Consider the following 13,291-nt stretch of genomic DNA (forward strand, 5'->3'; position numbering starts at 1 on the left):
TTGTTTTCGGCATAATCGCAGCGGCCGGCTAGCCCTGCGAAACGGTTAGTTTCAATCCCTGATAGGGTTTTAGGTTGTTTTCGGCTGAGCACACTGACCATGAATCAATTTAACTACAAAGGCTTGGTTTCAATCCCTGATAGGGTTTTAGGTTGTTTTCGGCACTGCTAATTCTTCCTGAAGCCAAGCGATTAACGTTTCAATCCCTGATAGGGTTTTAGGTTGTTTTCGGCAAGGGATCGCATTGATAAGTTTATTCATTATTTTTACCGCTGTTTCAATCCCTGATAGGGTTTTAGGTTGTTTTCGGCACACCTCCACTTCACTACGATCGGAAAAACCCAGTTTCAATCCCTGATAGGGTTTTAGGTTGTTTTCGGCAATAGGCTCGGAGCCGCTTCGGCTCGGGGCCGGTGTTTCAATCCCTGATAGGGTTTTAGGTTGTTTTCGGCTCTTGTGCAGCCACTTGGTGAACCCGAAACCTTTGTTTCAATCCCTGATAGGGTTTTAGGTTGTTTTCGGCCCATGAAAGAACTGGGAATCGGGAAATCTCAGTATGTTTCAATCCCTGATAGGGTTTTAGGTTGTTTTCGGCTGTGGTGTGTGTTTGGGCTAAATCCAAAACGCAGGCTGTTTCAATCCCTGATAGGGTTTTAGGTTGTTTTCGGCTTGATATGAAGGTTGTGATCGCGCTTCCACTTGGTGTTTCAATCCCTGATAGGGTTTTAGGTTGTTTTCGGCCGTATTTGTTGATAAGTTCACCGGTGCCAACGTTAGAGTTTCAATCCCTGATAGGGTTTTAGGTTGTTTTCGGCACGTGGGCTAATTTTGGCAGAAAAATACCGCTTGAGTTTCAATCCCTGATAGGGTTTTAGGTTGTTTTCGGCGATCGCAACCTTCATATCAATCTGGTATCGCCACCACGTTTCAATCCCTGATAGGGTTTTAGGTTGTTTTCGGCCAATCTGGTATCGCCACCACAACCCAAAGGAAATTAGTTTCAATCCCTGATAGGGTTTTAGGTTGTTTTCGGCAGTCATTGTCAGCATCAACGTCGGTGATGCCGGGTTTCAATCCCTGATAGGGTTTTAGGTTGTTTTCGGCAAACTAGGCATATCGATTCTGTACGGCTCTTTACGGTGTTAGTGTGGGTTTCAATCCCTGATAGGGTTTTAGGTTGTTTTCGGCAATCACGGGAAAAGCAAGAGCGAACCTGCGTACTTGCCGTTTCAATCCCTGATAGGGTTTTAGGTTGTTTTCGGCCGTTCTCTGGGATCGGCAACACGTATTTCGTCGCAGTTTCAATCCCTGATAGGGTTTTAGGTTGTTTTCGGCCAACCATCCTTTCCGTTACCGCGCTGATATTTTCGTTTCAATCCCTGATAGGGTTTTAGGTTGTTTTCGGCCAGTACAGGAGAGCCGTAAGTGAAGGTATCAAACTCGTTTCAATCCCTGATAGGGTTTTAGGTTGTTTTCGGCTTTACTAGGGAGAAATATCATGCTTCAGAGAGGTTTCAATCCCTGATAGGGTTTTAGGTTGTTTTCGGCTGAATGTGCAGCGCCAACAGATTTCAGCTATCAGTTTCAATCCCTGATAGGGTTTTAGGTTGTTTTCGGCTGGTTGAATTTCTTTAAGTAGTTCCAAGTAGCGAGTTTCAATCCCTGATAGGGTTTTAGGTTGTTTTCGGCTTTCCTCGATTCTGTGTGAATCTTGCGTGTACCTGTTTCAATCCCTGATAGGGTTTTAGGTTGTTTTCGGCTGCACTATATAGCCGATTGCTTGGATATGGTGTTGCGTTTCAATCCCTGATAGGGTTTTAGGTTGTTTTCGGCCGCCGGGGTCTGGGAGGCTTGAAATATAAGGTTTTCAAGGTTCAGTTGCGTCTGACTGCAATCAATATACCGTTTGGCCGATCGCCCTGTCAAGGGGGCAAAATTCAAATAGACCTCAAACTCCCTCCCAGTAAAGCTTTCAGCATTTGCGTCTGACCCGCATGAGGTACAAACCACTGCAAACCCAGTCCTAGTAAAGCTCTCAGCCATTAAAATTCACCTCCTCCGTTCAACACCTACAGCCAGACGCAAAATCAAACCATAAAGATCGTAGTATCGATCGGTGCCCGGCCACCAATCCGCTCGATCTTGCCCTGACAGCAAGCACACAAATAGTGAAACAGGATGCTGTCTTCTTCCGACTTAATCACCCTACTCAGACGTTGGCGCATCCGGGCATACTCGGTATCCGTCACGTCGCAATGAAACACCGAATACTGCTTCCATTCCCCATAAGACTTGAGAATCTTGTGAATCTTAGTGCGGCGCTTGTCCTCAGATATATCGTAGCAAACCAAAACAAACATAACTTAATTGCCTCCCTATTTCAGAATCAAAGGTGGATACTTATCAACTTCACCCATCAAATACTTAGCCATCAACCGCCCTTGAATTTCAAAAGCTTCTTGATAAGTACACAACTTTCCCATCACAGGATGCTTAAACTTTGACTGCTTCTTTTCTTCGTAAAGCCGCAAAAAATTGTGCAGCGCTTCTTTTGTTAAAGAAACCGCCCCGCTCAACGGTTCTGCAGTAAAATCATTAGGGGAAACTTTCTGCAAATTTATCGCTTTCAACACTACAGCATCAACTACCAAAGGTCGAAATTCTTCCATCAAATCCAGCGCTAAGGAAGGACGCCCATAGCGCTCAAAATGCAAATATCCCAAATACGGATCGAATCCCACAATATTCACTGCACTTTGAACATCGTGCCGCAGCAGAGAATATCCCAAACTTAACAGAGAATTTACCGGGTCAGTAGGCGGACGGCGGCGGCGAACTTCAAAGCTAAATTCCGGCACGCGAATCAGTTGATTGAAGCAGCCAAAATAAGTCGCACTACCCGCCCCCTCCAATCCTCGCAGAGAATTAATACTCGAAGTTTTCTCAATAGACGCGATGACTTGTTTCAATTGGGCAATGGGTTTTTCAAATTCCTGGGGAGAATATTTGCGCTGAAATTCTAACAAAGAATTGCGGTAATTCTTGAGTTTTCCCCGGACAAATCCCCTAACTAAATGCACGGCTTGTTCCGATTCCCCAGCCGCTTGCCACTGAGCTTTTCGCACAAAAATATTTTTCGTCATTTCCGGTTCCAATCTTCCCAAATAACGTCCGTTTACTGTCAAAAAACTCAAAGGAATGTGACGTTCCAAAAGTTCCAAAACCACAGCCGGCGAAACAGTAGCGCGTCCCAATGCAACAACCCCATCAATCTTAATTAATGGCACGTCCAACAGATTTTTTTTATCAGCTTTAACCGTCAGACGTTCATCGACTTTGCCAATAAAAGCATCTTCTTGAGTAATGTAAACTGTTCCCATTGTGAATTCTCCTATTTGCAGATTAACTTGCTTCTTGATAGCGGTTGACTTTGGCGGCAGCTTGGGGCAGACATTGGGAAAAAAGACTGCATCCCGTACACCGAGCGGTGTAAACTGGTAAAGGGATATTTCCCGATCGCCAAAGAGCACCGACTTTTTCAATAGTGGCGATCGCCTCCTGTCTCAAACCCTCAGAAATCTCCACTAATTGCCGCTGATGCGACTGCGCGTAATACACATATCCAGTCGCAATAGTTTTCCCCGTCATCTCCTCTAAACAAAGCGCTTGGGCGCAAACTTGCAACTCGTCGTTATCCCATTCTCCCTTTCGGCCCCGCTTGTATTCGACGGGATAAATCTCACCCTCAGCCGACTCAATCAAATCCGATTTACCAATCAGTCTGTAGCGCTCAGATTTCAGCCAAATCGCCCGCACCTGCCAAGTTTCATTGCGGTTAATTTCGCCCATTGTGTGAACGCGATCGTGCAAACTTGTCCCTTCTATGGTATACTGATTATCGGTGAATTCTCCCGCACAAGACATCCGCCAGCAGCGGTGAGGACAGTAAGAATACTGGTTGAGAGTTGCGATCGAAATGTAATCAAAATCGTTCATAATTTTGATGGTTTGTAGGAGATTAGTAATTGGGAATGAGTTATCCGCCAGTCGGTCAGGGGTTGAAACATTTAATTTTGCCGTGGGGCGAAAGAATTTGAGGAATTAGTGATCCGCCACTGATCCGCCAGTCCGCCAGGGGTTGAAACCCCTGTCTCATAGCTAAAGTCGGTTGAAACCGACTGAAGAAGTAATTTAATCATTGATGAAATTTTGAGCTTATCGGTAACAGTAAGCGCAAAGGTTGAAACCGAATAAAAAAGTAATTTAATCATTCATTCTTGCAGTCCTATTAAGAGGAGTTGAGCTTTGAGGCAGGGGTTTCAACCCTTGCCGGACTATGGGTTTTTCGTTTAGTTATCAAGAACTTTTTTAACAACTATTCGTCTAGTCATTCCCATCCCCATCGGAGTTTTTCTCCCCACCCCGCAGTAAACCGCAAAATCAGCCAAAGCATTAATTTGCTTAATCACTAAGGGATCGACATCTCCCAAAATCCGATAGCTAACCTCCCCAACCATGCCAACAAAATCGCTTTGATAGTTAGTCAATTTTTCACTTCGGATATTGACAAATGTCGAAAAAAGTGCATCCAAGGAAAGATCGGGAAGTGCGATCGGGCTGTACTTATTCCAGCGACTGAGGAGACTATTAAAAACGCAATCTCTAGTAGGGATTACTGAATCAAATTTCCCCTGTCGAAAAGTTGTAGGAGTCGCAAAACTGAAGGCAATTAAACGATTAGTTTCGGAAGCGCGATCGTACAATTGAGAGTAATCGCAAGCATTAGCCCAAGGCTGATCTATTTGGGGCGTTCCGAGAATCTTGGTAATCATCAAATCGGCTGGGCCCAGATGCCACGGCTTCGAGGGATTGAGATTCAGCCAAAGATTAGTTAATTTGCCGAATAAATTGTCATCCAGCAGAGTAATCCGCCACCAACAGAGGGTGTGTTCTGGAATCGATTCTGTATGTTCCCATTGCAGGGAATGGTGTTTTTTGAAAGGGCATTTTTTAGTTTGCAAAGGGCTGAGGGTGAAGGATTTTTGGGCGGTGGCATCGTGGAGGCGATCGCCGAGTTTTTTGTCAACGGAGCTCACGAGGGTGAGAAAGAGGGCGTGCAGGTGTCTTCCGGTGAGGTATCCGGGGGGAATTGGGGCCAGGGGAAGGATGTTGAGGACTAGGCTGTGTGGCATATTTGGTTAATGGTTAATGCTTAAAATTGGTTTAATTTTTATCGTTCCCAGGTTCTACCTGGGAACGCATTTCTAGAGGCTCTGCCTCCTATTAATCGGCCCGAAAGCGGTATTCCATACACGCCGGAATTTTGAGTTTGTCAAACTCGTAATATCGCCCTAGCATTTTGACATTTTGGATGAGGCTAACCGGAGGCATATTAACCACATCGTAGCTAATCACTTGATGGGAAAACATCACATCTAAAGGGTTGAGAAGATAGGGAAAAATGAAGTCTGTTTCGGAGGGCGATCGCTTCACTTCCTTCTCTTCTACGATTTCGACTGCTGCTTTACTCATCCACTTTCCCAGACGAATCCATTTCGCTAGTTTCAGAGACTTCTCTGAGATTAAGAAAAACTCAAATTTGCTTTCCGGCGCAATTTCTTTTGTTCTGCCAAAACTAGGGATGTTTTTTTGAGTTTTCTCCATCTCAACGTGATAGTTATTGTTGGCATATTTCCAAGTATTGAGAGTAGAGGAGTGAGAAATAGATCGCCCCGGAGTAACATAAATCCCCTGTTGGTTGAGCGCCGTTAAATGCGGCTCGTATTTAGGAACTTGTTCGGGACAGAAATAGCGATAGGAATGTTCTTCAGAAACGGTGGTGGAATAGATTTCGCTATCCACCAAACCGAGCGCGTAACAAAGCGCGTAATTGTGAATTACCGGCTCTGTTTCGTAAAGTCTCCCTATCTCGCGAGTTGCAAAATAAAGGCTATCGTGCAACTCGATTTGACAGCGGTAAATAAAAGTCATGGTTTTTACTCCGCTGCTGCTGTAGCTCCTGCCTTACCCTTGATATGCTTCTTCGCGTAAGCTTTAGCCTCGTCATCGGCTTTCTTCAACATTTTTTTGAGTTCATCTTCATTGCCAATAACAGCTTTAACCTCTGTCACTAATGGTGTAAACTTATCCCCAATAAAGTCTTCATGCACGATAAATTCTTCAGACAGTAACGTTTGGATAGCAGCCCTAGCAGCCATAATCACATCATCTTCATTGAGAGGGTTGTTGGAATTAAGTTTATCCTCAACCTGCAATTTGTCGTAAATTGCTTGCGTCCAGCGGAGGTTACTGGTAATTTCGCCGTCGGCAAATACCACACCAATTAACTCATTTCTGACTCGACCTGTGCGGGTGGTTTGAGCGCCATAGTGCCGCGTTCTGAGGATGTTGTTGAAAACATACAAAAAACTAGCTTCTGTAGGGTCTTTCAGGGTGACAATGCTAGGAAAGAAAATCTGGGGTTTGATGTGGTCTTGCTGATTGATGCGACTGGTAACTTCGCCTGGTTTAGAACCTGCTTCACCCTTAGATGCCATTGTGCCATTCTCAAAGGGAGCATTGAGGGTAAAAGTCTCGTGAGATTCATCAAAAGCGGTAATTGAAAATGCTGTGTCAACTACTACTTTTGATTTTTCTGAACCAGAGTCACCGATCGCAAATCCGTAGATAATGCAATCAGGATTATTCATTGCAAACTTGACATTGTATTCGCAATCTTCAGCGGTCATAAAACCATAGTTACGCAGCAACTCGCGACCGACTAAACGTTCTGGTGTAGATTGCTTCCGCTTAAACATGGTCAGGCGGCTGATCGGTTTTTGGTCTTCAATTCCTGACCTCACCCGCGCTTTATTCAGTTCTCCATCTGTCTGAAATAGGGGATAAGATTCCGTCACCCGCACAGTCAGGAAGTGTACATATTTACCCATTGGTTTGTAAGGGATGTTAGCGTGGAACAATTTAGAGTCAACTGTTTTCAAGAAAGCCATGATTTGTCTCCTAAGTGAAATTTGTAGTTAAAATGTTACTGGTGCAAATTGCGTGTAGCTTGTCAAACAAGAGCGTAAGCTTTAATTCTCAGCTTCTTCTTGTAAATCGTCAGGAGATTTGTCATCTCTATCGCGATTGTCTTTGTCATTTTCTAAACGGTAAAGGAATTCGCAGGTATCTCGGATTAAGTTGATTTGTCGGCCAGCTAAACGAGCGCGATCGCCAGCAAATGATTTGTCAAATACCTCCTCAACAAAGTAGCGAGCAAACTCTAAAATTGCCTCTCGTTCTTCCTCCCGCTTGCTAAAAATCCACCGCCCTTCAGCAGTAGAAGAGTGAACGCGATCCATGAGCTTTGAAACTTCAGCAGCAACAGCCAACACTAAAGATTCACATTGAAAACTGCGATCGGCTTCCAGGATGGTTTTAGAGGCAATATCAATCGGTTTCAGCACAGCATTTGCCTTGGGATTGTATCGCTTATTGGCACGGTAAAATCTGCGATACAAATCCGTGAGTTTTTGGGGGTGGTTTAAGCTTGATGCAGTTGTCACAGTCAATCGTTCCTCTTCATGATTATAGTGGGCATAGGAGTCAAAGCAAGGGTAAAAATGATAAGCATAAAGCTTGATTTTTTGAATTGACGCCGTTTCAGTTTTCTGTTTCCGAACCCACTTATTTAGGTAGCTAAATACATAAAGCGGGCTAGTTTCAAAATCAGTGGCGAGTTCAGTTAATTTTCCCCAGTTGGAGTCATAACCGGACTTCCCTTGTTTTGCATTAACATCAAGGTGAATCGCATAAGCAGCGGTTAAAACATTTAAAGGTGCAGGGTATTTTTTGCCGTTTTCCTCCCAACCTTCTAGGATATAGTCGAGGCGGAAGCGATCGCGCTTCGTCAACACCCTAAAAGCTTGGGGTACACTGTCCAGAAATACGCTTTCTTCAAATTCCGCACCGTCGTTAAAAGGCGGAATTGGCGACTCTGAAACTACGGTTTTGACATCGAGAATCATGGGAAAAGCAAAAGCTAGCCAAGCTGGCATTACCCAGGATTCGGTATCAGTTGCATCTCGGCCGGGCGGAAGCGCCATGAAGTAAAATGTTAGGGGTTGGTCTTCGGGATAGGAAAGTTTGAAGGTGCGGTCTTTTCCTGGTTCGATGTTTTCATCTATGAGGAAAGCATCGATGCTTTGGTAGCGATCGCGTCCAAAATCTGCTTGCAAATCCTTGCTGATAAAATGATTGCGAATGCTGGTATCAAAGCGGGTTTGGAAAATGCTAGTGTAGGCTTTTTGCAGAAACTTATTTGTCTCTGGGGTGAAGTAATATGTGGGATAAAAATAGAGATAGCGATATTTGCCATCTTCAAATTTTTTGCCCACAGCTTGAGTTTGATTCATTAAAATTTGCCTCAGCATCATTTCCAAACCTGCAATACTAGAAATATTGCGTTTAGCGTTAGAACCTCCCAACATTTGTTTGTTAGTGTAAACTTGAGGCGTGAACAAAACGGCTGATTCCATTTGTTCTGTCACCGTGTAAGCTGAGTGGGAAATTGAACAGATTAACTGTCTTCCTCTACCCTGTTTCTTAGCGAGTTGGTAGCGTTCCAACTCATCTAAAAATACGTCACTGGATGCTGTGTCCAATGGTGTATTTCCCGGTAACATGACAATGCGCGTTACCCACAGTCGCAAATCGTCCCAACCGTCGGGCAATTTGTACTGTGAAAGAATGGGCTTTATCATTTGGGAAATGTGGGCGATCGCCTGTTCGCAAACCTCCCGCACATCCTCAATTCCTGGGTGATGTTCTAGGTACTTTGCTGCTAAATAGTACCATTCGTAAGGAACCCCACCTGTATTACCTTTTAGCTGAAGTTCTTTTAGACGTTTATTAATCCCTTGAATTTCTCTCAGGGCGGGCAGATAGTCGGACCGATTCCAAAACTTAGCAATTTCCTCGACAATATCTAGATGAGGCAGTGCGGGTAGTTTTTTGTCTTTCTTGCGTGCTGCTTCGATGGTATTAACCTGTTCTCCCCAAATCTTGCGACTCACTAAGTCCCCAAGTTCAGCAATCTGATCGATCCGAATATCGTCGTCAAAGTTGAAGTTATAATCAGCAGACAAAACATCCTGACGCTGAAATTTTATCAGATTATCGCTGCGACTTTTGGCAACAGAATTTTTTCCTATTTTGAGAATGCGTAAAGTAGCATCAACAGCAACTAGCATCAAATCTGACGCATCAAAAAACAGGTTATAATACTCGGCATATTTCATGCCTTTACCATCTCTGCCAAAGCCAGTTTGTCGCCGTTGTAGTTGTCCGGCGCAGAGTTGTTTAATCTTGCTAACTACTCGTTCGGGTAAGTCGGCAATTGAAATAGCAGGAGCATCCCGCCGTGCTAGGTAAATTACACCAGTTGGTAGGTAAAGCAGTGGTTCATAGTAGGTGCAAGCGTCGGTATTCAGCGCCGTATGCACTTCCATTAAAGCGTTATTGACGACGTTAGTAAGTACGCCTCTGTTTTCAGCGATGCTGTGATAAGTAAATTTTAATTGCCCGTCGCTGAGGCTGTGGATTAACTCGTTTAGTCTGGTATTTTCTGCATCTTGCGGATGTTTGATAATAGAGGCTAGGGAATCTGCTAAACAGGTCAAGTCTGAGAGACTGCGGAGTGTGCGATCGCGCAAAACTGGATTTAACCCAAATTCTGAAAAATTCCAGTTAGTATCCCAACGCCGCTGAGCGTTGTAAGCAAGGCAAAGCAAGTCGTCAATGTATTCTCGATAAGCATCTGGATCGTCGGGATTGATGAAGCTATCTATTCCTAACTGTCGAACTTTTTCATCAATAATTTGACGGTGCTGTTCTAGCGGTAACTTGCGACAATCGTTGGGGACATCGGGGAATTTTTCAAAGTCGTGGAGAATAAATCCAGCAATTACTAACCGCCGTTCTTGTTCTCCCACCGATCGCCGCACGGTGGTGTCGAGTTTTTCTAACCGCTGTTCAATTAAATTAGCGGGAAATAATCCATTTAGCAGGTGAGTATTTAGGGACTGATCGGCTGCATTATGCCGTCTCACATTCTCTTTTCCTTGCTTGCGATCGAGTTCGTCAAAAAATTTGCCGCCTTTGGCTGTGACGCCAATGGCAACTCGCAGCAGATTTGGCAAGACATATTCTGCGAAGTCTGCCATGACGAGATCGCCTGGATTTTGACTCTGAATGGCTTCTCGCAAGAGTTTGAGGGTTAGTAAGTCGCGAGTTTGAGGTTCGATTGTGCGATCGGACGTTTGAAAGTTTGACCCTAATTCCTCATCTTGCAGCCAGTCATCATCTGGATCATCCGATTGTTCAGATTGTTCAGAGTTCAAATTAACTGGGATCTCAAATAAAGAGAGTTGTTTGTGATTTTCATCTGGTTTTTGACGTTTTTTAGCCATTTTATGCCTCTAGGGAGTCTATGAATCTTGTATTGCAAATAGCATCGCCATCTTGAGAAAAAGGATTTACTAGACACTCCAATTCAGAAAGTTTGTCCGCTCGATCGCTGTCAATGCTTTTGAGATAACCATTTTCAGCCTCAAGACACTGAATTTGATTTTGTTGACTATAAATAATTGTTACAAGCTGTTGACACTTGTATCGAATTGAATAGTTCAGCCGTTGGGATTGGCTCAGGTCTTGTTTTAGAGCGCAAAGCAAATGGCGTAGCTGGTCAGCGTCAAGGTTTTGCTGGGACATGAGCAGTTCTCCTCGTGGATTGCAACACTGCCAGTGTAACACTGCTAAAGAGTATGCGAGAACCATTTCTTTTTCACTCCTACCAACCTCAACTTTAAATGTGGCAAGTAGGAAATAAAGTGATTTTTGACATTTTCACCTTTATCTGCTATACTTAGCGCCTGGGAAAGTAAAACTGCTTGTAAATGTTTAAGCAAATCCAAGCCCCTATTAGGGATTGAAACCTCGCCTACTCCTTTGTTTGATGCTTTCCCAGCATTGACTTCTGTACAATGTAAACTCCCTATCAGGGCTTGACCTTCTACGCAATCCATACTTCATCACCCTTGCTCTTGAGCCAGTGGGCCAGCGTGTCCACCAACAGGGCCGACTGGCCAAAAGCTATAGAATAAGGTGCAGTCCCATCGTGGATACTGTACCGATCGCAAATCGGATAAATCTGAAAGTGCACCGGCAGTCGCAGGCGCGATCGCACTTCAGCCACCGGATAACGCAGTACATAACAAACCAATGCTTGCTTCTTCAAACGCTTGTTGATTTCCCCGATCCAATAATTCTCAGGTTGCACAACCTCAATCCCCGTCAAAACCTGAACTTTCCAAGCAGCAGCATTTTCCTCTAATTTTCCCGAATAAGTAAATTTCCAATTCAGTCTTTCCTCCCGATAACTGTGCAACTTCAAAAAAGCAAGACAATGTTTAAATCGACCTTTGGCAATTGGTTGCCCAAGGCGTTCCGATGTCTCGTTCAACATTCGCATAAATGCAGATTCCGTCATCGGTTCGATTTCCAAGTTGCTCAAAATTCCTGGTAAATCGTAAGTTTTAAATTTGTCGGCCTCGTGGGAATCGGTTAAATCGCAAATCCCGCATTGTAGGGGACTAGAACCTCGAAAACTGCTAGCATCCTCAACTATCGGATTTCCTGTCTTATTACCCGATCGCTCTTGCCACTCTTTGCCCCACTGTTTAATATTACCTGCCACTTTCCCCAAGCTAGTTTTAAATACTTTTTGAGCAGCTTCCTGAAAAGCTTTCTGACTTGATGCGTACTGCTGTTTAATTGTCCTGTGCCCTAATTCCCAACAAATTTGAACGGACTGCACCGCACCCCACCGCGAATAATATCCCTCAAAATTGTTGATTTGGCGGTACTTTTCGCGAATTTGTTGATAGAAAAAAGGACGATCGTAAATTCCGTTAGACTCTAAAGTGGCAGTATGACCGACAAACAAGCGTTCAACTAAGAAATTAGGGATGAGTGCTATGGCTGTGAAATTTTTAAACTGAATAAATTCTCCATTGCGATCGCAGCCATCGTGTCGCCCCAACCTTCCTAATCTTTGGATGAAGTTGCCCGCATCGGCGGATTCAAAAATTAGCAAATTGATTTTGAAGTCTACCCCGACATCAATGGTGCTAGTACCGAGAACTAAGTCTGACGAGAGCGATCGCTCTTTTTCCGTTTTTCCCGATAACCCGGTATTTTCGCCAACAACTAAACCGTGAGGCTCGAACAATTCCCGAAAAAATGGTGTCAGCCGCTTGACAGCAGCAATGGAATTCAGGATAATCGCTCCTTTACTCCCCGGATTGTTTTTAAAGTGAGTCAGGATGAGATGTGCACTGTCTTTCAGCCAAGTTTCAGAAGCTTTTGAAGTTGGTTCTAGGGAAATAAAAGTCAGCTTACTTTCCCTTAATATCTGCCGCCAGGAGTCTGCTTTCAACTGTTCGATTTCAGCAGGGCGATCGGGAAACTGATATTTGCCTGCTTTTAAAGGGTCGATAGTTTGACAGCGAAAACCTGCTATTTCTAGTCTGCTAATTAATTTGTTGTCAGGAGTTGCTGACAGGAATACAAACTTTTTTCGGCGGTTTGTATTGCGAATTAATAACATAGTATTGATGACGCTGGCAATCTGAGGAGCCCCAAAAACATGAAATTCATCAAAAATGAATAGGTCAAAATCTTTGTCGATGCGACCCCACAGTTTATCGGGGCTATCTTCAGAGCTTAAATACGCTCCTCGGTGGAGATAGTGCAAGATATCAGGGTTAGTTAATAAAATCTCTGATTGACCTGTGCGAGATACGATCGCGGCTGCTTTTCTCAGTTTTTCATTTTCTGCATAGATTTCTAATTCCGAGCCGCTGAGTCGGACAACGCGGGGTTGATGATCGGGTTGGAATTGTTCGATATAGCGCTGAATTTGAGTCTCCTGATCTCGCGCCAGTTCATTCGTCGGATATAGCGCCACTGCACAACAAAATGTCTGCAATGTTTCTAAAAAAGCCGCTAAACTTTTGCCATCACCAGTCATCGCCGTATTGATAATGACATCAATATTCGGATCGCGAATTGCCTTTAAAGTTTCGAGTTGATGCCAAGAAAGCGCCCAGCCTTCCGGTAATTTGACTCCCTGGGAAATCTCCGCAGCGGGACAGGAGTAAACGGATTTGAGAGTAATTTGGTAATCGGACATATGCTGAATCTGTGTCCGTAGAAAGTGGATATCCCCCAT

Annotated in this window: 10 protein-coding genes and 1 CRISPR repeat array (1 of these 11 only partly in view); all 10 genes read right to left on the reverse strand. The window is 44.1% G+C overall.

The annotated features are described in order from the left end of the window. Positions 1-1,833: a CRISPR direct-repeat array (repeat unit 37 nt; unit sequence GTTTCAATCCCTGATAGGGTTTTAGGTTGTTTTCGGC) (it extends 833 nt beyond the left edge of the window). Between the two features lie 254 nt (positions 1,834-2,087). Beyond that, entirely contained in the window at positions 2,088-2,360 is a 273-nt protein-coding gene (gene cas2 / locus QUB37_RS19845) for a CRISPR-associated endonuclease Cas2 (RefSeq protein WP_333165245.1), read from the reverse strand. A gap of 15 nt (positions 2,361-2,375) precedes the next feature. Further along, the gene (gene cas1d, locus QUB37_RS19850; protein WP_333165248.1) at positions 2,376-3,380 is read right to left on the reverse strand and encodes a type I-D CRISPR-associated endonuclease Cas1d; all 1,005 of its coding nucleotides are present in this window, start codon (positions 3,378-3,380) and stop codon (positions 2,376-2,378) included. A 22-nt stretch (positions 3,381-3,402) separates the two neighbouring features. Beyond that, the gene (gene cas4 / locus QUB37_RS19855) at positions 3,403-3,996 is read right to left on the reverse strand and encodes a CRISPR-associated protein Cas4 (protein ID WP_333165251.1); all 594 of its coding nucleotides are present in this window, start codon (positions 3,994-3,996) and stop codon (positions 3,403-3,405) included. A 353-nt stretch (positions 3,997-4,349) separates the two neighbouring features. Then, a complete protein-coding gene (gene cas6, locus QUB37_RS19860) occupies positions 4,350-5,192 on the reverse strand; it encodes a CRISPR-associated endoribonuclease Cas6 (RefSeq protein ID WP_333165253.1) in 843 nt (280 codons plus the stop codon). A gap of 91 nt (positions 5,193-5,283) precedes the next feature. Beyond that, complete coding sequence (cas5d, locus tag QUB37_RS19865; RefSeq protein WP_333165256.1) at positions 5,284-5,991, reverse strand: type I-D CRISPR-associated protein Cas5/Csc1; 708 nt, start codon at positions 5,989-5,991, stop codon at positions 5,284-5,286. A 5-nt stretch (positions 5,992-5,996) separates the two neighbouring features. After that, a complete protein-coding gene (cas7d, locus tag QUB37_RS19870; RefSeq protein ID WP_333165259.1) occupies positions 5,997-7,010 on the reverse strand; it encodes a type I-D CRISPR-associated protein Cas7/Csc2 in 1,014 nt (337 codons plus the stop codon). 81 nt (positions 7,011-7,091) lie between these two features. Beyond that, complete coding sequence (gene cas10d / locus QUB37_RS19875) at positions 7,092-10,469, reverse strand: type I-D CRISPR-associated protein Cas10d/Csc3 (RefSeq protein WP_333165262.1); 3,378 nt, start codon at positions 10,467-10,469, stop codon at positions 7,092-7,094. 1 nt (position 10,470) lies between these two features. Further along, positions 10,471-10,770, reverse strand: a complete 300-nt coding sequence (locus QUB37_RS19880; protein WP_333165265.1) for a hypothetical protein — start codon at positions 10,768-10,770, stop codon at positions 10,471-10,473. Between the two features lie 44 nt (positions 10,771-10,814). After that, a complete protein-coding gene (locus tag QUB37_RS19885; protein ID WP_333165267.1) occupies positions 10,815-11,084 on the reverse strand; it encodes a hypothetical protein in 270 nt (89 codons plus the stop codon). Continuing rightward, complete coding sequence (gene cas3 / locus QUB37_RS19890) at positions 11,072-13,252, reverse strand: type I-D CRISPR-associated helicase Cas3' (protein ID WP_333165271.1); 2,181 nt, start codon at positions 13,250-13,252, stop codon at positions 11,072-11,074. The genes QUB37_RS19885 and cas3 overlap by 13 nt, the downstream gene beginning before the upstream one ends. Between the last annotated feature and the right edge of the window lie 39 nt (positions 13,253-13,291).

Source organism: Microcoleus sp. AT3-A2, from assembly GCF_036705685.1.
In the GTDB taxonomy this organism is placed as follows: Bacteria; Cyanobacteriota; Cyanobacteriia; order Cyanobacteriales; family Microcoleaceae; genus Microcoleus.